The sequence below is a fragment of the Vreelandella rituensis genome (genome assembly GCF_003336665.1).
GTDB lineage: Bacteria > Pseudomonadota > Gammaproteobacteria > Pseudomonadales > Halomonadaceae > Vreelandella > Vreelandella rituensis.
Genome location: NZ_QPIJ01000002.1, coordinates 1 through 22,419, shown reverse-complemented (window position 1 = coordinate 22,419; position 22,419 = coordinate 1). Strand labels below are relative to the sequence as shown.

19 protein-coding genes are annotated in these 22,419 nt (G+C 49.9%); 15 read left to right on the top strand and 4 right to left on the bottom strand.

Translation table 11 applies throughout. From position 1 onward, the window contains the following. Positions 1-84: 84 nt before the first annotated feature. From DU506_RS01885 to DU506_RS01875, 3 genes are read right to left on the bottom strand one after another with little or no spacing between them, the layout of a single operon-like run. A complete protein-coding gene (locus DU506_RS01885; RefSeq protein ID WP_114485269.1) occupies positions 85-3,402 on the bottom strand; it encodes a site-specific integrase in 3,318 nt (1,105 codons plus the stop codon). Next, a complete protein-coding gene (locus DU506_RS01880; protein WP_114485268.1) occupies positions 3,399-5,828 on the bottom strand; it encodes a hypothetical protein in 2,430 nt (809 codons plus the stop codon). Before DU506_RS01880 ends, DU506_RS01885 begins: the two co-directional genes overlap by 4 nt. Continuing rightward, complete coding sequence (locus DU506_RS01875) at positions 5,828-6,337, bottom strand: hypothetical protein (protein ID WP_147273729.1); 510 nt, start codon at positions 6,335-6,337, stop codon at positions 5,828-5,830. The genes DU506_RS01880 and DU506_RS01875 overlap by 1 nt, the downstream gene beginning before the upstream one ends. 485 nt (positions 6,338-6,822) lie before the next feature. On the opposite strand from DU506_RS01875, the gene DU506_RS01870 reads away from it, so the two are divergent. After that, entirely contained in the window at positions 6,823-7,209 is a 387-nt protein-coding gene (locus tag DU506_RS01870) for a helicase C-terminal domain-containing protein (protein WP_147273728.1), read from the top strand. A gap of 87 nt (positions 7,210-7,296) precedes the next feature. Here DU506_RS01870 and DU506_RS01865 read toward each other — a convergent pair whose 3' ends face one another. Next, positions 7,297-8,235: a GNAT family N-acetyltransferase gene (locus DU506_RS01865; protein ID WP_220254272.1), complete on the bottom strand. Its 939-nt coding sequence runs from the start codon at positions 8,233-8,235 to the stop codon at positions 7,297-7,299. Positions 8,236-8,416: 181 nt separating this feature from the next. Here DU506_RS01865 and DU506_RS01860 point away from each other — a divergent pair, with 181 nt between their 5' ends. The 14 genes from DU506_RS01860 (at position 8,417) to DU506_RS21555 (ending at position 22,315) form a co-directional block, all read left to right on the top strand. Continuing rightward, positions 8,417-9,643, top strand: coding sequence for a FliC/FljB family flagellin (locus DU506_RS01860; RefSeq protein WP_114485264.1), 1,227 nt, complete (start codon positions 8,417-8,419; stop codon positions 9,641-9,643). 153 nt (positions 9,644-9,796) lie between these two features. Further along, on the top strand, positions 9,797-13,378 hold the full coding sequence (locus DU506_RS21880; RefSeq protein ID WP_220254271.1) for a glycosyltransferase: 3,582 nt from the start codon (positions 9,797-9,799) through the stop codon (positions 13,376-13,378). Then, the gene (pseB, locus tag DU506_RS01850) at positions 13,378-14,376 is read left to right on the top strand and encodes a UDP-N-acetylglucosamine 4,6-dehydratase (inverting) (RefSeq protein ID WP_114485263.1); all 999 of its coding nucleotides are present in this window, start codon (positions 13,378-13,380) and stop codon (positions 14,374-14,376) included. Before DU506_RS21880 ends, pseB begins: the two co-directional genes overlap by 1 nt. Continuing rightward, positions 14,337-15,536 carry a UDP-4-amino-4,6-dideoxy-N-acetyl-beta-L-altrosamine transaminase gene (pseC, locus tag DU506_RS01845; RefSeq protein WP_328587947.1) on the top strand — a complete coding sequence of 400 codons (1,200 nt, stop codon included), beginning with the start codon at positions 14,337-14,339 and terminating at the stop codon, positions 15,534-15,536. Before pseB ends, pseC begins: the two co-directional genes overlap by 40 nt. Continuing rightward, positions 15,536-16,255 (top strand): pseudaminic acid cytidylyltransferase, encoded by a 720-nt coding sequence (gene pseF / locus DU506_RS01840; protein WP_114485261.1) that lies wholly within the window; start codon positions 15,536-15,538, stop codon positions 16,253-16,255. The genes pseC and pseF overlap by 1 nt, the downstream gene beginning before the upstream one ends. Continuing rightward, positions 16,252-16,875, top strand: coding sequence for a pseudaminic acid biosynthesis-associated methylase (locus tag DU506_RS01835; protein WP_114485260.1), 624 nt, complete (start codon positions 16,252-16,254; stop codon positions 16,873-16,875). The genes pseF and DU506_RS01835 overlap by 4 nt, the downstream gene beginning before the upstream one ends. Beyond that, positions 16,848-17,972: a UDP-2,4-diacetamido-2,4,6-trideoxy-beta-L-altropyranose hydrolase gene (pseG, locus tag DU506_RS01830; RefSeq protein ID WP_114485259.1), complete on the top strand. Its 1,125-nt coding sequence runs from the start codon at positions 16,848-16,850 to the stop codon at positions 17,970-17,972. The genes DU506_RS01835 and pseG overlap by 28 nt, the downstream gene beginning before the upstream one ends. Beyond that, the gene (pseH, locus tag DU506_RS01825) at positions 17,944-18,501 is read left to right on the top strand and encodes a UDP-4-amino-4,6-dideoxy-N-acetyl-beta-L-altrosamine N-acetyltransferase (protein ID WP_220254270.1); all 558 of its coding nucleotides are present in this window, start codon (positions 17,944-17,946) and stop codon (positions 18,499-18,501) included. The genes pseG and pseH overlap by 29 nt, the downstream gene beginning before the upstream one ends. After that, complete coding sequence (locus DU506_RS01820) at positions 18,494-19,420, top strand: GNAT family N-acetyltransferase (protein ID WP_114485257.1); 927 nt, start codon at positions 18,494-18,496, stop codon at positions 19,418-19,420. Before pseH ends, DU506_RS01820 begins: the two co-directional genes overlap by 8 nt. After that, positions 19,410-20,471, top strand: a complete 1,062-nt coding sequence (pseI, locus tag DU506_RS01815) for a pseudaminic acid synthase (protein ID WP_114485256.1) — start codon at positions 19,410-19,412, stop codon at positions 20,469-20,471. Before DU506_RS01820 ends, pseI begins: the two co-directional genes overlap by 11 nt. Then, entirely contained in the window at positions 20,468-21,139 is a 672-nt protein-coding gene (locus tag DU506_RS01810) for a PIG-L deacetylase family protein (RefSeq protein ID WP_114485255.1), read from the top strand. The genes pseI and DU506_RS01810 overlap by 4 nt, the downstream gene beginning before the upstream one ends. A 47-nt stretch (positions 21,140-21,186) precedes the next feature. Next, positions 21,187-21,498: an N-acetylneuraminate synthase family protein gene (locus DU506_RS01805; RefSeq protein ID WP_235825397.1), complete on the top strand. Its 312-nt coding sequence runs from the start codon at positions 21,187-21,189 to the stop codon at positions 21,496-21,498. 5 nt (positions 21,499-21,503) lie between these two features. After that, positions 21,504-21,665, top strand: coding sequence for a hypothetical protein (locus DU506_RS22060; protein WP_235825396.1), 162 nt, complete (start codon positions 21,504-21,506; stop codon positions 21,663-21,665). A 476-nt stretch (positions 21,666-22,141) separates the two neighbouring features. Then, a complete protein-coding gene (locus DU506_RS21555; protein ID WP_181870666.1) occupies positions 22,142-22,315 on the top strand; it encodes a hypothetical protein in 174 nt (57 codons plus the stop codon). Positions 22,316-22,419 lie beyond the last annotated feature (104 nt).

The window sequence follows — 22,419 nt, the reverse complement described above, 5'->3', positions numbered from 1 at the left end:
CATTATCAACTTATCCCCACCCCCTTTAAGCAAGGCGGTGGGGATAGTTTTTATGGTGGGATGATTATATCTGACGCCTTGTCGTCACTTATCCAATCCCAATACAAGGATCGCCATAAATGCCGCGAAGCGCACAGCTTCCCAAAGGGGTTGCTGTGTGTCCTTGTAGTTGCCGCGAGTGATTTTTAGGTTGGCATTGCCGTACCAATGCCGCGTGCGACCTGAGGGGGTGGGCGTTGGCATTAAATTGATGCGTTTATGAGGAATGTCGGTCGCTTTAGACCAATGCTGTTTAATTCTCTTCTCCTTTGCCGTGGCCTCGACTTCCACAACGAGATAAACATGCTGAAAACAACGCAGCGGTCGTAAGAGTTCACGAACTCGATTGATCGCCTTTGCATCGGGAAGCACGATATGCCCGATGCTGCGCTGCATGTGCTTACGTAAGGTAATAAGGCTCTCTTCAGCGATAACGGGTTGTGACTGATGCCAGTCGAGCAACCGGTGAAAAAACTGCCCGGCTTCCCTCAATACCGGCGGCTTGATAGGCGGTGCCATGCACCGACGAAGCTCGGGCATGTAAATGCTTTTTGAGGCAACACGACGTAAGCGGTCATTGCGGTTGTCTTCACGACTAAATTGCTGATTGCTGCGTCGCGTTTTGCGTTGCATCAGCGCTTCACCATTTTCTATCAAGAGATGAAGCTGCTCAGGGTCGAGGACGAACCGCCTGGCTGCCTGGTGAATAGCATCAACAAACGGTACGTCGCAGATTTCTTGTTGCTCGACTAGCCGCATGCTTTGATAAATCGTCGTGGCTTCGGGCCAGTCGAAAGCGGCTTCCAGCGGGTTATCGAGTGGATTATGTGTGGGCGCCTGGTAGGAGTGCCACTCTTTTTCAAAAAGGTCAGCCGCAAGGTAGTTCTGCCAATCATCTTTCAGGTATTGCAACAATTCACTGGCTTGAGTCTGGCCTTTTAGCCCGCAACGGTTACGCCAGCTACTGAGCGCCGTTTTAGAAGGTAGGTTAAGTAGCGCGAATTGCGTGTCGATACTGAGCATCGGGTTGAAGCGCTCACGCAGTGCTTGGCCTAACGCCCAGTCCAACAAGTGCGTATACGAGCTGAGTGTTTCATCGGGGCTGGCATGCCCTGCCCATAGTGCGAGTTGCCACAGCCGTTTGCGCGATGGCCGGCCTTGGGGCGCAAGACCGGCCAAGGCCGAAATGTCGGCGTCAGCGTTTGGCATCGCTACATTTCTATTATCGTCGAGTATCCACGCGCGTGGCAGTAGTTCGCCGGGTGCCTGCTCCAACAAGCGCAATAGCGTAAAGGTCACAAAGCTGTGGCGCAGGTGGTGATAGCGGAGTGAATCGTCACCGCTTACGGTTTTTAGGGCAGTCTGTATGGGACGAAATAGCTCTTTATCATCCAGCAGCAGGTAGCCGCTCCCGCTGCGGCAAAAGAGTAGTTGTTTTTCGACGGCCTGAGTAGTGGCCTCACCCCGCCGCTGTTGTGTCCACTGAATGAGTGATTTGCGTTCTTCGGGCATCAACAGCCATAGCGGCAGCCGTCGCGTTGCCGAATAGCTTTTGCCGCGACGGTACTGATTGGCACGGATGATCACTTCGCCCTGAACTTCGTCGTGGTCAGGAAGGTAAGCGATATCACGTATCAGTAACGAGGCACTCTCACTGCGGCGCAGCCCGAGGCGATACCCGAGTATTAGCGCTAGTTTCTGCATGGTGCGAAAGCGCGCAGGCTGATCTGATTTCTCAATCAGCGTCATGGCTCGGTGAAACTCAGCTGGGGTGATGATGTTTACATCAACGCGTTGCTTTGTCCCTCCTATGTACTCAAAGTCGATGTTCGGAAGCGCAAGGGTGTCGACCAGGAAATGGTGAAAATCACTGAGACGGTTTTGCATCTTCGCCCGCATGCCAGGTGATTTGGCACTGTTCAAGACGTTGTCATAAAGGGCTTGCCACTCATCGGCACTTGCTGACTGTATATCTCCAAACTCTTGGCTATGGGCGACGAGCGGGCGTGCTATGGTCGATAAATACGTAGCAGCAGATCGGGCGACGAGCTTGGATTTAACGCGCCCGCCTTTTTGCATCAATTTTTGACACCATTTTGCCAATAGCGTCACCATTGCACCGTTATTGTTTGAGACGACAAGAAATGCCTCAATATTGTTAGTTGCCTCGTGCCTGCCTGTTTGGCCTACTAAAGAAGCCGAGAAACAGCGCTGCAACTGACGAAGCTGTTTTAGTTGGTCGGAAACGGTAGTGCGAGTTTGATTGGGTGCTTGGAAGTCCAGGTAGACTTCATCGTCATCGGTCTTTACTGAGGTAGCGGTTAACACCTTTCGTTGAAGTAGACGCTGCCACGATGACGGACGCAGCGATAGCGAAATATCGGCTTTGCTCGCGTAGTGGGTGAGCAAGGGCGACATTTCCAGTGCTGCCGATGTTTTTGCCATTGATAGAAGGGCTGAGAAGCTCGCTGGCGGTGCATCATCGGCGATATTTTTGACATAAAACATCAGGCACTGCTCGACGGGCACGATACTTTTGGAAGCGGTCCGCGGCCACGCTTTGCCTATTGCTTGATAGGTGTTGAGGAGAAGCAACTGGCTAACCGGACTCAGGAACAACCGCCGGTAGCGAAAGCGCTGCTCTTTTTCGATTGAAGGTACCAATGTTGACGTAGAGGATGAGTCGTCAGCAGACGTCTCGCCATCTTTCTCTTCGCCCTCATCCTTTTCGTCCTTATCCTCCTTGTTTGACGACTGAATACATTCCTCTAATGTTAGAAATCCTGAGCCTGGGAAAAAGGTGATGCCTCGCTCGAAAGCGTCAGGTATCTGCTCAAGGCCGTGCCTGTTCATTAAGGCGCCTTCACGGATTAACTGAAAGAGCCACCGCCCCGTAAGCCATTTATGCAGGGCATCGCCGTTGAACCCTTTAGAATTTGGCATTGCCTCATGGGCTTCCACCAGATCGTCCCAAGGATGCAATTCGCTGAAAGAATGGGTCGTCACCGTCGGGGGCTTGCGGGTGACAGTGACCAATGGACTCGGAATCGTCACGTGCCATTTCAGTTTTGCATGGCCACGTTCTAGTCCTTTCACCAGCAAATTGTGGGCAATTTTCAGCGCTTTGGGTGAGGCTGTTCGGTGAAGCTCTTCAAATACGCCAGTGATTGCCTCGTCTGGGAAAGCAAGTCCGTGTTGTCCATTCAATGCGCCAGGTACGAGATTGTCCAACGTCTCAAGGGTGGCCAATAAACTCTTGTATTGGCCCATTGTGCGCTGATACCGACGGGTTTCTTGGCCATCGGTTGCCATTTTCGTGGGCTTCGCCAGTTTCCAGCCTGACCAGATAGTCTCATTATTCATCGTGGAACCCCCTGCAGAGCTTTCCAACCCTGTTGCTGCATCAAATGCGCTATCACCGGCGTAATATGATTGCAGTATTCGCGGGGGCAGAACGTCGAGTAGTTGGCCCAAGGCTCTTGTCCGGCATCCCAATGGCCCATAAAGGCATCGACTAGCTCGGAGCAGCAGCTGCTTTCCTTGAGCTGTGTATGCAAATAATGGCGATTGATATTAAGCGGAGGTGAGCCCGGCCAGTTCAGCTGGTCTTGTAGGCGCTTGGGAGTGACTTGTTTCGGATGGCCATGATGGTCGAGGAACATAAATGGCGTTTCCCACTCTTCTTGAAGAAAGAGCTGCAAGCGGCCAGTAACCCCGTCACGATGACGTAGATAGTACTGAAGCTGTGTGACCATGATGTCAGGTAGCGGCAAGAAGCGAGCGTGACTTTGTCGGTCATCCGTTTTATCCGCGATCGCGATCATACGGCGTGATAAGGAGATGTGATCCCATCTGGGTAATGGATCACGAATACTGCGATAGCCGGTGCAGAACATTAGCATCGCAATGGTGTAAGCCGTGTAGGCATTATGGAAATCTAGCAGTGCATGCGGCAATGAACGGGTTTTATCGGCTCGCTTGATATGTTGCAGCATATTCGACACGAGCCTTTCCACATACGCCGTTTTCGGCACGAGCTGAGATCCAACATGACGAGGTCTGCCATCATGGTCTTGGTTATTTGGAGAGGGAGGCTGAGAAAGGGCAAAGGGGTCGGTTGTAGTTGGCTTGAATGTCCCCAGCCACTGTTGCTTGATGGTCTCCATCGCATGTATATAGCGTTGTGTCAGATGCTCCGCGCTTGGGGCGTAATAATAAAGTGACGCCTGTTGGCCAAAGGAGGGCACGCGAGCCGTGATCAGGCAGGCCGCTGTTAAATCGGCGTCTCCCTGGTTGAGTGTATTAAAAAGGTGTGTGCTCAAACGGTGCGCCGTCAGTCGAGAACCTGTTTTACGGTTGGTCTCAGTGAGTAACGACTTCAGCTCACTTTCCAGTTGTGCCCGATCGTCGTTTGCGAACAGTGAAACTGAACGTTTTTTGACTTTTTGTGCGATATGGTGTGCATGATTCCCCATCAGCTGCCAGCAAAAAGGTACGATGGGAAGGGCCATGTGTTTTTGCGTTTTGCGCATGTGATGGGGCCATTCACCTGTCAGCTGGCGACTATTTTCCGGCCTATAAATTCCTGACACCCAGAATTGGTCACCATGGCGAACGTATATCGACTGATCCGTGATGGCATTGGGAATCCATTTATGGCGCTTGACGATCTGTGCATTTAGCACACTTTCCAAGCTACGGCCGGTCATTAATAGCAGCCCGATCACGCATCCAAGCTGGCGGCGCTGAGCTGCCTTCGGATGCTGGCTGAGTTGCTGCATTAACTGGCAAAGATCGAAAGAGCTGAGCTGCTCCCAGCGCCCGGGTAACAACTGGGCGGCTTTATCTAGAAATGTTTGCTGGCTACGCGCACGAAACACCGCTTGCAGAGAGGAATCTCCTTTTGCGGCTTTAATTGGCTGATCGCTCTGCGAAAGCTCTGTTGTAGGGCGTTCCTCTGTCGTTGATAACCCTGATGTACGTAGCTCACTCTCAGCCTGTTCACTAAGGTCCGGCGGGAGCGTGATGACCGAGGTGGCTGTCTCTTTCCAGCTATCATCAAGGTCGTCGTCAAAGCGGCGCTTGCGCTGAACGGTTGGCGTTTTTTCCGACGAATTGTGAGTTGCTTCCTGGTACCCGCGACGTGGTTGCCGTTTGTTCAGGGCGTAGGCGAAAAATCGACCTAATTGTTTTATATAGTTGTCTTGTTGCTGGCCCTCTCCCTCGTCTACCGCATGCGCATCGCATCGTTTGCGAAGCTCCTCAGTCGACTGATCTAAAGGCGCGAGAAAATCTAGCCAATCCGCTTCAATCAGTCGAACGACCTTGCAAGCAGCTTCCAAGTTTCTAAGGTAAGTGGTTGGTTTAAGGCGCTTTTCACGTTGTTCTATGAAATTTTCCTTTAAGTCAGCAGCCTGCATGTCGTTGCGCCACTGAAACGCAGCGTTGATGATGTGGGCAAGTAGCAATAGACGGCTATCAAGCTTTTTCGTCTCGCTTTGCTCTTGGGTAAGCTTAAACAATGCGCCATGTACAGGGTTGGTGCCGCGAATACCTTTTTCACCCTTGCCCGGCTGTGATGCCAACGGTAACTGACCACTGCAGAGGGCCTTTGCCAGTTGCAGTAGCGCCGGATTTTCCCAGCCCTTGCCGGCAATGGTTGCCAAGTGCTCGATGGTTTTTACCAGCAGTGGCTGTAACCGTTCGATGGAAAAGTAATCTTCACGTGGTTGAAACACTTCTTCAAGTAGTGCGTAGAGCTCTTCGTCTGAAATCATAAAACCAGCCATTAGAGGTCGCGTCGGTTGATGCCGAAGGCTTCAGAGAACGACTTTTTTCCCTTAAATAGTGGAGATAAATCCATAGCGATCTGAGGGAAGTGTGCCTTTAGGTATTGACGAATACTTTCCAAGTAAAGTGACGTCTTGTCGGGAGCTAAAGAGTGACAGGAGTCTGCTGACAAGGCTAGGCTTAGTGCTAGCGCATCCATGTTCTTTTTTAACGGTGTCTCGATAAGGTTAACGCGTATCTTTGCGCTAGCGGGTAATTGCTTTGCGAGGTAGAGTGACCAAAAATTGCCAATACACATGAAGCGGGAGCGATCATTGCCAGGCGAGTCTTCGTAGACGACCGGAGGCGACTGAAAAATAGCTATTTTTATCCCCTCTTCTGTCATGGTCCGTGCATCTCGTAGAAAAGGAGGACGAGAAAGCAAGAGGCGGCGCACAGGAGGAGTTAAGTGATCACATACCGCTAACTGAGACAGCGAGAGCTTTCTGGAGCCACAGTCTTTCAGCATTAAAACACCTGTTTTATTTTATGATGAGAGCTTTATGAGCTCACAGAAGGGTGTGTATTAATCACATGTCTATCTATTTTTATCACGATTTTTAAGCGGCGCAACCCCTAAGTAATAAAAAAGTTAAAAATAATTTGTCATGCTAAGGCCAGTGCTTGAGTTTTATATATAGTTTTTATGCGTTATATATAATGATGCAAATCAATAGAAAATTATTTTTAAAAGAATATTGAAGCTAACTTTAGAATTTCTTTTGGTATCGTCATCAATATTTAAGCATCGAGGCTTGAGTGGCCTGCATTCACCGGCACGATGTACCATCATAAGCCCCGCTCGCGTACCAGCTCTCCGGTCATATCACAGCGGAAGCACCTATTGACGCGGACTATTTTTGGGATAGGCGAACGGTTGCCACCCCCGCCGGATGGGAAGGGCTTTCCCCCAACCGAGAGAAAAATGAGGCGTTCTGGCAGCATCTAGTGGTGGTGCGTAACCCACGCCCGATACGTAGCCAAGTGGAACAGCACCTTGTCGAGCAGCTATTAATCCGCCGAGAAGTCGCTGAAGAAGATGCTATCCGCATTGCTTCGGGCATGCTGCAGCGCAAAAGCACCGTGCGCACCTTGCACAAGCTACGCCAAGGGTTGGGCCGCGCCATACGTCACCCGGATGATGGCGTACTGGTCACCCTGCTGGAGCCACGTATTCCGCGGCCTTCCGGCTACCCGGCGCGGCAAGGTGTGTATCCCAAGCGCACCTTGCTGGGCGCGATTCCGGCGCGTTTCTTGTTTGCCTACCAGAACGCAGCAGAACCGGGTGGGAAACAAGACAATACGGCTACAACAACGCAGCCGTTGGCAGTTCTTTTATAGCCCTAAAACGGCACAACCCCAGATCACTTCACGTGATGACACACCAGCAACGGTGTCATTGCGTAGGAGCGCAGCGACGCGGCAATCTCAGGCTCGGCCCGTATCCAACCACGCATGCACCGCACAGCTGGCCCTTAACCCAAACCCGGCACCCTCATACAACGCCCGCGCCGGGCTATTGCGATCATCCACCGCCAATACCACCTCTTCCACCCCGGCAGCCCTCGCTCGGTGTATCGCCTCATTTACCACTTGCCTGCCCAACCCACGGCTACGCCAGGCGGGTGCCAGCCCCATGTACATCAATTCCCAGTTACTGGCTTCCGGGTGCGGGGCAAGCAACAGCACACCGGCATCCTCGCCTTCGCAGCGCACTAGGTACCACTGCGCCGGGGCATGCGCGTCCTGCCGATAAAAACCCTGAAGCGCCTCTTGCACGCTAAACATCCCCTGCAACTCGGGGCAGTCCAGCGAGCCCTTCTCGACCTGGCCAAACACCGCTTCAAGGCGTTCAGGCGCGACATCCTCCACATGCGTAAAGCCGGCAACCGCTTCAGACACCGGCGCCTTCATTAGCGTTCGGGTGGAAACGCTCAGATAGCGCAAGCTCACCACCTTGGGAAAGCCGTTTTCTTCCAGTAGCGCGGCGGTTTGCAGGTCGTCCGCCTCAAGCACCGTTTTCACCACGCCCAGGCCCTGCCGCTTCACCCAGCAAATGGCGGCGCGCAATAATTCCGGCGCATGGTCACACTTAGTATGCGGTCGCCATAGGTTGGCTTCGTTACCCGGCAGTACTTCCACCCAAACCGCACCGGCGGGCTTGCCTTGCTCATCCGGCTTTATCAGTAAGCCGCTCCAATCGGGGTCAAGCCGTTCCAGCCGTTGTTTGATCGCCGCCGTCAGCTTGGCTCTGTAGCGTTCATCGTGCGCGGCGGCCAGCTGCAAGACGGCCTCGCGCCGCCATTGCTGGGGGCAGGTGATAACCGACATTCCGGGTGTGCCGGTATGCATCTCCATTCTCTGCATAATCTCCTCATTAGCACCTCTTATGACTACCAAGCCCATCTCTACGTTACCAAGTTTTACAATTATTTTTCATGTGAGCCCTAAAGAAAGCGACTGAGGCGCCGTTACTTAATACAACGGCGCACAATGTGGCCGAGCAGCAGGCCCAGCGGGCCATTGTCCAGTCAAGGAGAATCACACCATGTCAGTGATCAATACCAACATCACTTCAATGATCGGCCAGCAGAACCTGCGTGAGTCCCAGAACGCGCTCACCACATCCATGGAAAGGCTGTCTTCCGGCCTGCGCATCAACAGCGCCAAGGATGATGCCGCCGGTCAAGCCATTGCTAACCGCATGACCGCTCAAATCACTGGTCTCAACCAGGCAAGCCGTAATGCCAACGACGGTATCTCCGTTTCTCAGACGGCTGAAGGCGCGCTGAACCAGATCAACGATAATGTACAGCGTATCCGCGAGTTGACTGTTCAATCGGCCAATGGCACTAACAGCCAATCTGATCTTAATTCTATTCAAGATGAGATCAACCAGCGTATCGAAGAAATTGACCGCGTTTCTAAAGAAACTGACTTCAACGGCACCAAAGTGCTGGCAGAAGGCGTTCAGGAGATGGATATTCAAGTTGGGGCCAATGACAACGAGGTTATCACCATTGCTTTCGAGGCCATTAACTCCGACACACTCGGCATCGACTCTTTTAGTGTGAATGGCCCAGTAGATCCTGCAACAACGACTGATGCAGATCTTGCAAAAGCCACTACAACGGAAAACGCCGATCTTATTAGTGGCGGTTCTCTTGCACAAAATGAAGAAGGTGATTTTACCCTTAGTCTGAATGGCGATGACTTTACATTTACAGCTGTGGCTAGTGGTGGTACCGCAGCTAGCGGCAACGTCAATACTTCAGGAGGCGCTGTTGCTCTTACTAGTATTGTCAGTGGTGGTGCTTCTGGCGCGGTGCCAACCGATCTTTCTGCTGCTTTTGATAAAGCTAATTTAGAAACATCTGAGAATGGTGAGATCTATTACAAAGATGGCGAAGATTTCTATGCAGTTGAGTTTGAGCAAAGCGGCTCTAAGCTTGGTGTCAAGTTTGTAGACGGTGCGGATGCTCAACCTGTTGCTGAGCGCACAGAAAACCCACTGAGCGAGTTGGATTCAGCACTGAGCACCATTGATAGTTTACGCTCTGAGCTAGGTGCGGTGCAAAACCGCTTCGGGGACGCTATCACTAACCTCGATACTAACTCCACCAACCTCTCTGACGCTCGTTCGCGCATCGAAGATGCTGACTATGCAACAGAAGTGGCCAACATGACTCGTGCACAGATCCTGCAGCAGGCCGGTACTTCCGTGCTAGCCCAGGCCAACCAGATCCCGCAGTCCGTACTTTCTCTGCTGGGTTAACCTGACCGGTCAGGATAGAGCCAGCGCTTTATCGCTGAGTAACACAATGAACCGGCTCCTTTGTGGGGCCGGTTTTTTTCGCATTGAATACATCATTTTTTATCCTTACGTCGCGGGTGTGATTAGGTACACTAGTGACATTCATGTTTTAGGTTGATTAACACCATGGCTAAACAAGCAGCTGTACCCGCACCCGCTAATCAAAAACGTAAGCCCCGTCTGTTGTGGGCGAATCCATCCTGCCTGCTGGATACCTCCAGCGGGGCAAGCATGAGCGTGCGGCAAATGCTGCATCAGCTGGTGGGGCAAGGGTACGAGGTGCAAGTGCTAGGTGCCACTATATTCGATGACGTAAAAGGCATGGGGCGCTTAAAAGAACAGCACCCAGATTTCAAAAAGCAACTTAATCAGCTGATTGAAGCGAAAGACGATTCGCTTACCCATCAGTTATTAGTGACATACAGCAGTAAAAGAAGACACTTGACTTCTCACGAAGAAGAGCTGTGGCATGGCCAGTATTTGTACTTGCTTGATAGCTTCAAACCGGACGTAGTCTGGTATTACGGTGGGCAAACCCTAGAAACGCTAATTCCTGATGAAGCCCGCTCTCGTGGAATCCCGTCAGCATTCTACCTCGCCAATGGGAACTACAAGGCAACACGTTGGTGCCGAGATATCGACTTGATTCTTACCGATAGCCAAGCCACTGCGGATATGTACCGCCAAGACATAGGGTTTGTTGCTAAACCAGTAGGTAAGTTTATTGACCCGGCGACGTTTGTTGCTGAACACCACGAGCGTAAGCGACTGCTTTACGTCAACCCTAGCTGGGTCAAAGGAGCGAGTATCGTTGTTCAGCTTGCGCTGCAGCTTGAGCGCGCGAGGCCTGATATCGAGATAGAAGTGGTAGAAGCGCGTGCGGATTGGGCAGAAGTATTGCGCGAGACCTCAAAAAAGCTTGGCCAAGAGCGGAAAAGCCTTCCCAACATCATCGTTACTCCCAACACAAGCGATATGTGTGGGCCGTACAGCCGTGCACGTGTGTTACTGGCTCCAAGCCTATGGTGGGAAAGCTCTGGCCGTGTATTGGCAGAGGCAATGCTTAACAGTATTCCCGCGCTAATAACGAACCGCGGCGGCATGCCCGAAATGATCGATGATGCCGGTATCGCGTTTGACTTTCCTGAAGAATGCTATGAAGAGCCTCACCAGTATCTACTCAACGATGAAGAGCTGCAGCCACTGCTCAATGCTGTTATTGTCTTTTACGATGATGAAGCGCTTTACCAAACGTATGTAGAGCGCGCAAAGCGTGTAGGTGAGCAAAAGCACCATATTGATAAAGCGACGCAACGGTTAGTAAATGCCTTTACCCCTTTGGTGAAGCAGCGCGCAGGTAATAAAGACTTCACCTTTAGCGAGAGAAAGCGTCACCGCCATAACCTAACTAGTGTAGCGGGCAAGCCCGAGTTCAAGGTAGATACCTCTTTCCTGAGAATGGTACAGGGTAAGCATAGTAACGCAAAAACTCCTACACGCCCATTAGCGGCCCCAGATTTCGACTGGCAGATTAGCGGAAAAGTGATCGTGCTGGATAACCGCGCTAAGTTAATAAAAACTGGAGCGTCCGATAAGCTAGCAGCACTTGGTGCTTTCGGCATTGTCGCTTTTGACCCTGCCAGTGAAATTGACGATCCAAAACAATATGAAGGCAGTGAAACCATTCAAGTTTTCCAGCACGCTTTGTTGGGAGATGGTAAGCCCAGCACACTTTATACGTGCCTAGCCCCTGAGATGAGCAGCACTTTAGTGCCGCTACCAGAAGTGCAGTTGCCGGAACACCGACGCCAAGGCGCGAAAGTGCTAACTAAGCTACCTATCAACACCATTGCCCTAGACAGCATTGAAGGGCTGGGAAGTCTAGACTGGCTTATCCTTGATGACCTTAGCGACGCTGCAACAATTCTTGGCCATGGCAAAGAAGCGCTGAAAGATACGTTGCTAATTCAAGCCCGCGTGGCATTCCAGCCAACCCATGAAAAGCAGCCCAGCCTTGCTGAGCTACAATACTGGGCCAGCCGTAACGGCTTTCGCTTCTATCGGTTTAATGATATGAAATTTCACAGCCTCTTTAATGCAGAGGTTGGTGAGTCTCCGTACCAGGCAACCGAGCTTGAAAGCGCAGATGCCGTATTTTTGCCTAGTGAGGAAAGGCTGAAATCGCTAAGTGATGAAAGTAAGATAAAGCTTTCTTTTGTTTTGGATGTGATTTTTGAAGCTAAAGACGCTCGCGATTACATGCTTTCTTTTGTCACTGACAAAAGAAAAATTAAACCGGCGAGAAGCAAGAATAATCTTAAGATTTGTTCTACAATAGAGATAATAAAGAGTAGGGATTTTTTATATGAATCGGCAAGAAAAGAGTTGACGATATTCCTTAATGACTACCATGGTCTAGAAAAAGGTGCTCGTTTTTGGGATATTGTTTTGCATTACTTTCTTGGTCAAAGGTTTATACAGGCTTATCTTTCTAGGTGGAATAACGAGCTGTTAAATGAAAGGTCAGGTGAACGCGTTACCTCTTTATTTCCATGTGCTAATTTGATGGAATTTGGAAAGCTTACCTATAACAGAGTGGATGATTTTTCTCCATATGTCTCTGATTATTTTGATGTTGCGGGTGTTGCAAAAGAGCGAGCTAATTTTTCGATAGATGAAAAGTCAGAAGAAAATTTTAACAGCTTGAAAAGACACATTAAGAATAACGTTAAAGGTGGTCAAGGTTATGCTTTTGACTTGGGTGCACATAGCCATGTTTATTGGAGAGATAAGCTAAAAAAAGAAAAAATTGATTTGGTTTTTATTCCTTCGATATGGGTTGGTGAAAAAAAATATATTGATTGGCCTGCTCGCTGTAGAATAGCAAGGAAAGATTTAGAAAATCCCCTAGAAGGATTTAACGGCTTTTGGACAAGCTTGGCTTTAAGCTTGCCCGGTGAGTTCATGGAACTTTTTCCTGAAATGTTGGATAGATCTGAACGTATTGAGAAAAAGTATTCACCAGAAGTTATTGTTTCGACTCAGCTGGCATCAACGTTTAGCCGCATCATAGCAGCACTGTATGCAGAAAAAGGTGTTCCTCTCCATCTGCAACAGCATGGGGGAGCGTACGGTGAATATTCAAGCCATGCAGGAGTATATGAAAAAAGGATTTCTGATGTCTTCTATACATGGGGTTGGCATGATGAGAGTGAGAAGACTATTCCAGCACCACAGCACAGGTTAGAGCATTTAGCTAATAGTTATCAAGAGGCTATGAAAGAAGTAAAAGCAAAAGATGAAATATTGATTATTGGTCCTAATAGGCCTAAAATTCCCAATATTACTGATGGTACAGATTGCAGTCCCTACAATAATAAAGATATCTTTGATTTTTTGAGAGAGTTAGATGCTTCGAGTTATGAGAAGGTTGTTTTTCGCTTTCGAAGACAGCATGGTTTTGACCCAAGCTATGAGAAAAATATAATTAACCTCCTTCCAGAAGGAGCTATACTTGATGATCAAAATAGGCCTATAGAAAAAGCTTACGCTAGGGCTAAAAAAGTTATTATTGTAGACCCTTTCACTACCTCAGCTTGGGAGTGCGAGTACCTCGGCATTCCTTATCGAGTATTAAACCAGCCAAGTGAAGAGTTTATACAGATTCCTTCATTTATTTCTGAGGTATACGAATAATGTTTGACCATGCCAGCATCCTCATCACCGGTGGCACAGGATCCTTTGGCCACACCTTTATCCCGATGTTGCTGACACGCTACAACCCTAAAAAAGTGATTATCTTCTCTCGGGATGAGATGAAACAGTGGGAAATGGCCAAGCTTTTCCAAGGTGATGAGCGCGTGCGTTTCTTCATCGGCGATGTGCGCGACCGTGAGCGCCTTTATCGTGCTTTGGATGGCGTTGATTATGTAGTGCACGCCGCTGCGACCAAGATCGTGCCAACGGCAGAATACAACCCTTTCGAGTGCGTCAAGACCAATGTGCTGGGGGCGATGAATTTAATTGATGCCTGTATCGATAAAGGCGTGAAAAAAGTGGTGGCACTTTCTACCGACAAGGCCAGTAGCCCGATCAATTTGTATGGAGCAACCAAGCTCACTTCCGACAAACTATTTGTGGCCGGCAATCATTATGCTGGTCATCAAAAGACGCGCTTTTCGGTAGTACGTTATGGCAACGTCATGGGCTCGCGTGGCTCTGTTATTCCCTTCTTTGTTTCAATCAAGGACAAGGGCGTGTTGCCGATTACCGATAACCGCATGACACGTTTCATGATCTCTTTGGAGCAGGGCGTCGAGTTGGTTTGGCATGCGTTTGAAGACATGGAAGGTGGCGAAATCTACGTCAAAAAAATCCCTTCCATGAAAGTAACGGATCTGGCTCGTGTGGTCGCACCCGATGCTGTTCAGGAAGAGGTGGGTATTCGCCCTGGCGAAAAACTGCATGAGCAGATGATCGGCATTGAAGATGCTTATTACACCTATGAATACCCAGAGCATTTCAAGATTCTTCCGGCCATCAATAGCTGGGACCAGGATGCCAACCGTATCAAGGATGGCAAAAAGGTACCGGAGGGTTTTGAGTACTCCAGTGACAGCAACCCTGAATGGATGAGCGATGCGGATTTATGGGCATGGCTCGACTCGCACTGGGACAAAATCGGGGCTATTTGATGATTCCCTACGGTCGCCAAGATATCCAGCAAGCCGATATCGATGCGGTGCTGGAAGTACTGCAGTCAGATTTTCTGACCCAAGGCCCGATGGTGCCGCGCTTTGAGCAGTGCATAGCCAACCACGTGGGGGCTAAGCATGCGTTAGCCGTTAACAGCGCCACCTCGGCGCTGCACATTGCTTGTTTAGCACTGGGGTTGGGGAAAGGTGACTGGTTGTGGACCAGCCCCATTACTTTCGTGGCGTCAGCTAATTGTGGGCTTTACTGCGGCGCGCAGGTGGATTTTGTGGATATTGATTCACGTACCTACAATCTCTGTCCCGACGCGCTAGAAGCGAAGCTGCAAAAAGCGGAACAAGAAGAACGTTTGCCCAAGGTGCTGGTGGCCGTTCATCTCTGCGGTCAGCCCTGCGATATGCAAGCTATCCACGCGCTGAGCCAACGCTATGGCTTTCGCATCATCGAAGACGCGTCCCACGCCATTGGCGGCAAGTACCAAGAGGAATTCATTGGTAGCGGCCGCTATAGCGATATCACCGTGTTCAGTTTCCACCCCGTAAAAATCATCACTACCGCCGAAGGCGGCATGGCGCTGACCAATGACGATACGCTGGCAAGCCGGATGAACCTGCTGCGCAGCCACGGCGTGACGCGTGACCCGGCGTTGATGACCCATGAAGCCGACGGCCCTTGGTATTACCAGCAGGTGGAACTGGGCTTTAACTACCGCATGACTGAACTGCAGGCGGCGTTAGGCGTTTCTCAGCTTGAGCGGTTGGGTGATTATGTGGCACGGCGCAATGCTCTGGCTGAGCGTTACGATGAAAAATTAGCTGATCTTCCCGTCGTTACCCCTTGGCAGCATCCATACAGCTACTCGGGGCGCCACCTTTATGTGATTCGTCTCAAGCTCGATGAGATTAGCGTCAGTCATCGTCAGGCCTTCGAGGCGTTGCGCGAGCAGGGTATCGGCGTCAACCTGCACTATATTCCGGTGTACACCCAGCCTTACTATCAGCCATTAGGCTTTCAACACGGGAATTTCCCTGAAGCTGAGCGCTACTACGCTGAGGCGATCAGTGTGCCGCTCTATCCTACTATGAGCGAGGCTGAGCAAGACCTGGTGATCGCTGCCTTGCGCAAGGCGTTGGGGCTGTGATGAATGATACGTCAGTCACTGGCTGCATCGCCGTGATTCCCGCCCGTGGCGGCAGCAAGCGCATTCCGCGTAAGAACATCAAAGACTTCTGTGGCAAGCCGATGATTGCCTGGTCGATTGAAGCGGCCATCGCGAGCCGCTGCTTTGATCGGGTGATCGTTTCCACAGACGACGATGAGATTGCAGCCGTGGCTCGCGACTGGGGGGCTGAGACACCCTTCATCCGTCCAGCAGCGTTATCGGATGATTATACCGGCACCATTCCTGTAATCGCTCATGCGATTGAATGGCTGGGCGAGCATGATCAAGCCCCGCTGGCCGTGTGCTGTCTTTATGCAACCGCTCCCTTTGTTCAGCCCGATGATCTTCAACTGGGTTGGCAAGCGCTGCAGAGCGTAGGCGTTGCGTATGCCTTTTCGGTAACCAGCTACGCCTTTCCCATTCAGCGCGCCTTGCGCCTGACTGCCGAGGGGCGAGTGGCGATGTTCCAGCCCGAGCATTTCACCACCCGTTCCCAGGATCTGGAAGAGGCTTGGCACGACGCCGGCCAGTTCTACTGGGGACGCGCCGAAGCGTGGTTACAGGGTAAGCCTATCTTTACCGACGATGCCGTGCCGGTAAAATTGCCGCGTCACTGGGTGCAGGATATTGATACCCCGGAGGACTGGGAAAGAGCACGATGGTTGTTTAACGTATTAAGATATAAAGAGGCTCTATGAAATTTAAAACTGATCAAGAAGAATTCTGGGCTGGAACCTTTGGGGATGAATACGTTCAGCGTAATCAGAGTGAATTGCTTTTTGCTAGCAATATAAGCTTTTTCTCAAAAGCTCTAAGTCATGCTTCAGGAATAAAAAGTATCATTGAATTTGGTGCAAATATTGGAATGAATCTGAAGGCAATTAATCTGCTGCTACCTGAAAGTGAGATGTACGCTGTTGAAATAAATAATAATGCAGCCGAGAATCTAAAAAAAAACATTCCTGAAAAAAATATATCAAACACTAGTATATTAGATTTTAAATCCCAAAATAAATATGACCTTTCATTAGTAAAAGGAGTGCTAATACACATCAATCCGGATGAACTTAATACGGCATACCAAAAGCTTGTTAATTCGACAAAAAAATACTTGCTTATAGCCGAATACTATAATCCATCACCAGTAGCTGTAGAGTACCGTGGTTACAAGGAGAAGCTATTTAAGCGTGACTTTGCAGGTGAAATCATGGAACTGTACCCTGAAATGAAATTGATTGACTATGGATTTGTATACTACAGAGATCCTAATTTCCCCCAAGATGATATCACATGGTTTCTACTGCAAAAAAGCCAATAAGCATCGTCGTATTAAGAGTTGACGCCGCTGTCGAGATCGGCACTGGTCACGTCATGCGTTGCCTAACGCTGGCTAATGCGCTACGTGAGCAAGGTGCCGAGTGCCACTTTCTGTGTCGCGAGCATCCTGGTCACTTGATAAATATGATCGAGGCACGCGGCTTTATAGCACATCGGCTGCCTATACTGAGCCAAGCCGGTGGTACCGGGCCAGATAGCGATGCGCAACCGGTCCATGCACACTGGCTAGGCACGAGCTGGCAGGCCGATGCCGAGGCCTGTCGACCATTGCTGATGCACCTCGCGCCGGACTGGCTGGTTGTGGACCACTATGCGCTGGATGCGAAATGGGAGCGTGCCCTGACCAACGCAGTGGGCAACATCATGGTGATCGACGATCTGGCGAATCGGCCTCATGAGTGTACCGTTTTGTTGGACCAGAATGCTTTAGACCACAGCATCATCGAGCGTTACGAACGCATAGTGAGTGAGAATTGCACCTTACTTCTGGGGCCAAAGTACGCGCTGCTACGCCCTGAATATGCAGAACTAGCAAAATCTTTGCCGGAACGCGATGGGGTCATATCACGGGTTCTGATTTTTGTGGGCGGCAGCGACCCTTACCACCTCACGGAGCGGTATCTGAGAGCGTTGGCAGGCCCGGAATTTAAGCATCTGTTCGTGGATGTTGTGATCGGAAAGAATCACCCGTCACCAGCGATTGTAGAAAACCTAGTTGAAGCGCGCTCTAAAACGAGATTGTATTCAGCGTTGCCTAGCCTGGCGGCCTTAATGGTGCGATCAGACCTGATGTTAGGGGCCGGAGGGGCTACGAATTGGGAACGAATGTGTCTTGGTTTGAACTCGATTGTTACCAGTGTTGCGAGTAATCAAGATGAGATTAATCGAACGCTGGTGCGTAAGGGTTTGATTGAGTTTCTTGGGCCTGCTGATAAGCTTACAGATACGGCTGTGACACTCGCGATTGAAAACGCACTTCAGAATCTGGAAGTTAATACGAAACGCTCAGCAGCGATGAGAAAAGTTGTGGATGGGCGCGGCACAGAGTATGTCATCCGAGAGCTTTTGGAAAAATAAAATAATGGCGTTACGAGAAATTGGAGAAAACGACTTAGAGCTTATGCTGAGGTGGAGAAACCATCCATCGGTTCGGTCAAGCATGTTCTCTCAATCAGTTATAGAACTCGAGAAGCATAAGCTTTGGTTTGAGCGCGAGTTCGAAAAGAGCGACTCTGAATGGCTGATTTTTTTAGACGAGGGCAATACCCCCCGTGGAGTGATGTATTTCACGGAAATGAACAGAGTTTCTCGTAATGCATTTTGGGGTTTCTACACCGCACCTGATGCGCCCCCAGGAACTGGTACTAAAATGGGACGGGAAGCTCTTATATATTACTTCAATGACCTCGGGTTTCATAAGCTCAATGCTGATGTATTAGAGAGCAATGAGCGTAGTTACTATTTTCACCTTAAGCTTGGCTTTAACGTTGAAGGTGTTTTTCGTGATCAGTACATGGGGACGGAGGGGTACGAAAGTGTAACTCGCTTTGCGCTTATAGAGGGGGCTAACTCTGGCTCCGGGCTCAAGGTGTGTATAAATGAATGAATATGATTTGGTGAAAATTAATTCTAGCCAGAAGAATGGTTTTATTTCAGCTTGGGAGGCTGCATTTAATCGAAAGCTGGCTTCCGAAGTTTACGAATGGATTTTTGATAATAGAAATATAATATATGCCTTCATTCAGGAAGGTGAAATTGTAGCCGGATATTGTTTGTACCCGGTAAGCTGTGTCTGGCAAGGCCTGCCTGCCACCGCCTTACTTTGCAATAATGTTTTTGTTTGTCCGGGTCATCAAGGCAAGCACCTGTTTGTAAAGATAAGTAAGGCTTCACTTAATGACGCCCATGAGAATAACTACGGTGCCATCGCATATGGAGTTCCAAACGTTCTGGCCCTGCCGGGTCATAAGAGAGTTGGGTGGGGGGATCAGGATAAGATTGGTTTTCTCGAAAAGAAAGTTTTCCGGGTCAATAAAAGACAGAAAAATGAATGGTTTTTTGGACAATTGAGTGAGCCTGATAGATCTGGTTTAGCTGAATGTTCAAAGAAGGCATCGAAAGAGCGAGAGTTTAGTATAGTGAAGGACCGGGATTTCGTCAGGTGGCGATACGAGTCTAAGCCTGGTGTAAAATACTGGTTTGGCATAGTTAGAAAGAAAAAAGAAGTCGTTGCCTATTGTGTATGTAAATTTTTTGGAGAAAAAAGTGCATTGCATATTATCGACCTTGATGGCACTGATAAAGATGCGCTTGCTTCATTGCTTGAAGATGTTGAAGCTATTCCTGAAGGTTTTAAATTGATAAATGTTTGGTCAACCACTATCCATAGAAGCCTTTTTTTATCTAATGCTTATGATGATTCTGAGGATGGTGACAACTTTATCGCATTCAATGTCAGTGATTTAAAACCTGTCTATTTTGGTCAAAATATAAATTTTTGTTTGGGTGATAATGATGTCTACTGAAAATGATATTCTGATAAATGGCAGAAAGGTTGGGACAGATCACCCTCCGTTTATCATTGCGGAAATGTCCGGCAACCATAATCAGTCGCTTGACCGCGCAATGGAGCTGGTTGAAGCAGCGGCTAAGTCTGGTGTTCATGCCCTTAAACTTCAAACCGCTAGTCCTGATGGGCTTACGCTTGACATTGATAGTCCAGAATTTCTGATTGATGACCCAGCCAGTCCTTGGCATGGACGTAACCTTTACCAACTCTACAAAGAGGCGGTCACTCCGTGGGAATGGCACAAGCCAATTTTTGATCGTTGTAATGAGTTAGGGCTAACAGTGTTTAGCTCCCCGTTTGAGCTTTCCGCGATCGACTTGCTTGAAGAGCTGAATGCTCCCTGTTACAAAATTGCGTCGTTTGAGCTAGTTGACCTGCCTCTTATCCGGAAGGCAGCAGCCACAGGCAAGCCACTCATAATGTCAACGGGAATGGCATCAGTATCAGATATTCAAGATGCAGTACAGGCAGCCAAAGGCGAAGGGAATGACAATATAATCCTTTTGAAGTGTACCTCCAGTTATCCTGCAACGGCAGCAGATGCCAATGTTGCGACGATCCCCCATCTACGTGAGATGTTTGGTTTACAGGTGGGCCTGTCGGATCATACTCTCGGAATTGGCGTTCCATGCGCTGCAGCAGCGCTAGGTGCCACTGTGATTGAAAAGCACTTCACGCTTAGGCGAGAGGATGGCGGTGTTGACTCCACTTTTTCATTGGAACCACAAGAATTCGCAGCACTGGTAGAAGAAAGCGAGCGCGCTTGGGCTAGTGTCGGCAAGGTTGTATATGGTGGCGCAGTTGTAGAGCAAAAATCCTTAAAATTTCGTCGCTCCCTTTATATAGCTGAGGCTGTGAAGAAGGGTGAAGTTTTGACAGAGCAAAACCTACGAATCGTTCGCCCCGGGTACGGTTTGGCTCCAAAGCATATTGATGTGCTACTTGGCCGGAAAGTCAATCAGGATTTGCAAGCTGGTATAGCTATGAAGTGGAGGTATATCGGATGAGTAGATCTGTATTAGTAGTTGCGGCTCATACTGACGACGAAGCATTAGGCTGCGGTGGAACTATCGCCAAGCACGTTGCACAGGGAGATATAGTTTACGCCGTGTTTCTGGCGGACGGCGTCACCTCTCGGCAGGACGCCAGCGAACAGGAACTGTCTGAGCGCAACGCGGCCGCCACTTCGGCTCACACGATTTTGGGGATCAAGCAAAGCTTTATGCTCGGTTTCCCGGATAATCGCATGGACACAGTGCCACTGCTCGATATCGTGCAGAAGTTGGAGCAGGTAGTGGATGAAGTGAAGCCGCAGATTGTGTACACGCACCACAACGGTGACCTCAATATTGATCATCGAATCACCCATCAGGCGGTATTAACGGCGTGTAGACCGGTACCTGGTTCGCCTGTCATGGAGATATATGCATTTGAGGTACTCTCTACGACTGAGTGGAATTCCCCGGTCGCGAAACCTTTCATGCCTAGCGTTTTCGTGGATATCTCAGAACATCTGGAAACTAAAATGAGTGCCTTGGCTGCTTATGAGCTGGAGATGCGAGAAGCTCCGCATTCTCGCTCCATAGTGAATGCGAGACGGTTTGCGGAACTTCGGGGAAGTTTTGTGGGCGTAGGTGCTGCTGAAGCAATGATGGCGGTGAGGGTGATTTGTTGAGCTGTATCCGCACTTCTAGTTCGCGGTTTGAGAACCCCGTGGTAGACATGCCTGTTTCCACAGAGGATTACAACCTGCGCACCATCAGAGACATGATCGAGCGCTTTGGCCTAGTTACCGACTTGTCGGACCACACGCTGGATAACACCACGGCCATTGCCAGCGTGGTACTTGGCGCTTCTATTCCCTGGATCGCAACGGCGGCGGCCCCGATGACAGCTTCTCGCTGGAGCCTGCGGATCTCGCTGCTCTGTGTCGCGACAGCAAAACCGCTTGGAAGGCATTGGAGCAAGTCGACTACGGCCGAAAATCCAGTGCGCAGGGCAATGCCCAGTTCCGGCGCTCGCTTTACTTTGTGAAGGATATGAAGGCCGGCGATGTGATTACTGAGGATTGCATTCGGTGCATTCGGTGCGTTCGGCCGGGGTATGGGTTGCCGCCGAAGTATTTGGATAGGGTGATTGGGAAGGTGGTTCCGTTTGCAGCTAGTGTTAATACGCCGGTTACGGAAGATGTGTTGAAATAATTGGCTGGCTCAGTATTTCTTCGACAGCACTGAAGCTGTTCAGGATTACGCCACGCGGCTGGCTCTGGCATTACAATAACGAGCGCCCCAGTATGGGACTGAGAGGGGATTACTCCTCAACAGAAATTGGCCATGATGGCCTGAGGGCTACTTTTGAATCCCGCTAAAAATGGATGGATTACCACACTATCAAATGCGTTTGGTAGCCAAACGGAATGAGAAAGCAGGCGCTGGCACCAAACGCTGCCGACGTTACACAGTGGGAAGGCAAAGCCCCCAAAGGGGTGGAAATCCGGGAAACTGCTGAGCCTGAGGTCTGAGATGGCTGATATAGGGTGGGAGGGCGCGTAAACCGCGCGATGTTTTGGGTGGCTAAGCCTGGAAAGCCCTCGCCCGTTGCTAGTATCATGCGTATTAGAAGTTATTAAATAACTGCATATTGAGTTTATGCGTTCGACATATGTGATGAGAAAACGATGGATACCACGACATGGATACTTTTGGTCGCCATTTTTGCGATGTGGGTCAGCCTCAATTGCAGCTTGGTGGTGGTGTATCTGATCTTGACCGGTAAGTCATCGTTACCGCAGGGGGGCAGCAAGAAAAAGCGCCGCAGTAAAAAAGCGACCAGCGTTGCTAGGGTCTGTTGATGTTTGGTGGCAGGAAGATTTGGCAGGATAGGGGCAAGCTCACAGAATAGAGGTTCCGACACCAACAAACGGCGAGCCTGCCATGCCCCGACAAATGCTCACGG

What these genes read in the sequence shown, in the direction of transcription:
- DU506_RS01880 (WP_114485268.1), bottom strand. Translation starts at nt 5,828, where the DNA reads ATGGCTGGTTTTATGATTTCAGACGAAGAGCTCTACGCACTACTTGAA.
- pseC (WP_328587947.1), top strand. Translation starts at nt 14,337, where the DNA reads ATGGCTCGACTCGCACTGGGACAAAATCGGGGCTATTTGATGATTCCC.
- DU506_RS01875 (WP_147273729.1), bottom strand. Translation starts at nt 6,337, where the DNA reads ATGCTGAAAGACTGTGGCTCCAGAAAGCTCTCGCTGTCTCAGTTAGCG.
- DU506_RS01860 (WP_114485264.1), top strand. Translation starts at nt 8,417, where the DNA reads ATGTCAGTGATCAATACCAACATCACTTCAATGATCGGCCAGCAGAAC.
- DU506_RS01835 (WP_114485260.1), top strand. Translation starts at nt 16,252, where the DNA reads ATGAAATTTAAAACTGATCAAGAAGAATTCTGGGCTGGAACCTTTGGG.
- DU506_RS01810 (WP_114485255.1), top strand. Translation starts at nt 20,468, where the DNA reads ATGAGTAGATCTGTATTAGTAGTTGCGGCTCATACTGACGACGAAGCA.
- pseI (WP_114485256.1), top strand. Translation starts at nt 19,410, where the DNA reads ATGTCTACTGAAAATGATATTCTGATAAATGGCAGAAAGGTTGGGACA.
- DU506_RS01865 (WP_220254272.1), bottom strand. Translation starts at nt 8,235, where the DNA reads ATGCAGAGAATGGAGATGCATACCGGCACACCCGGAATGTCGGTTATC.
- pseG (WP_114485259.1), top strand. Translation starts at nt 16,848, where the DNA reads ATGGTTTCTACTGCAAAAAAGCCAATAAGCATCGTCGTATTAAGAGTT.
- DU506_RS22060 (WP_235825396.1), top strand. Translation starts at nt 21,504, where the DNA reads ATGAAGGCCGGCGATGTGATTACTGAGGATTGCATTCGGTGCATTCGG.
- DU506_RS01820 (WP_114485257.1), top strand. Translation starts at nt 18,494, where the DNA reads ATGAATGAATATGATTTGGTGAAAATTAATTCTAGCCAGAAGAATGGT.
- pseB (WP_114485263.1), top strand. Translation starts at nt 13,378, where the DNA reads ATGTTTGACCATGCCAGCATCCTCATCACCGGTGGCACAGGATCCTTT.
- pseH (WP_220254270.1), top strand. Translation starts at nt 17,944, where the DNA reads ATGTCATCCGAGAGCTTTTGGAAAAATAAAATAATGGCGTTACGAGAA.
- DU506_RS01805 (WP_235825397.1), top strand. Translation starts at nt 21,187, where the DNA reads ATGCCTGTTTCCACAGAGGATTACAACCTGCGCACCATCAGAGACATG.
- pseF (WP_114485261.1), top strand. Translation starts at nt 15,536, where the DNA reads ATGAATGATACGTCAGTCACTGGCTGCATCGCCGTGATTCCCGCCCGT.
- DU506_RS21555 (WP_181870666.1), top strand. Translation starts at nt 22,142, where the DNA reads ATGGATACCACGACATGGATACTTTTGGTCGCCATTTTTGCGATGTGG.
- DU506_RS01885 (WP_114485269.1), bottom strand. Translation starts at nt 3,402, where the DNA reads ATGAATAATGAGACTATCTGGTCAGGCTGGAAACTGGCGAAGCCCACG.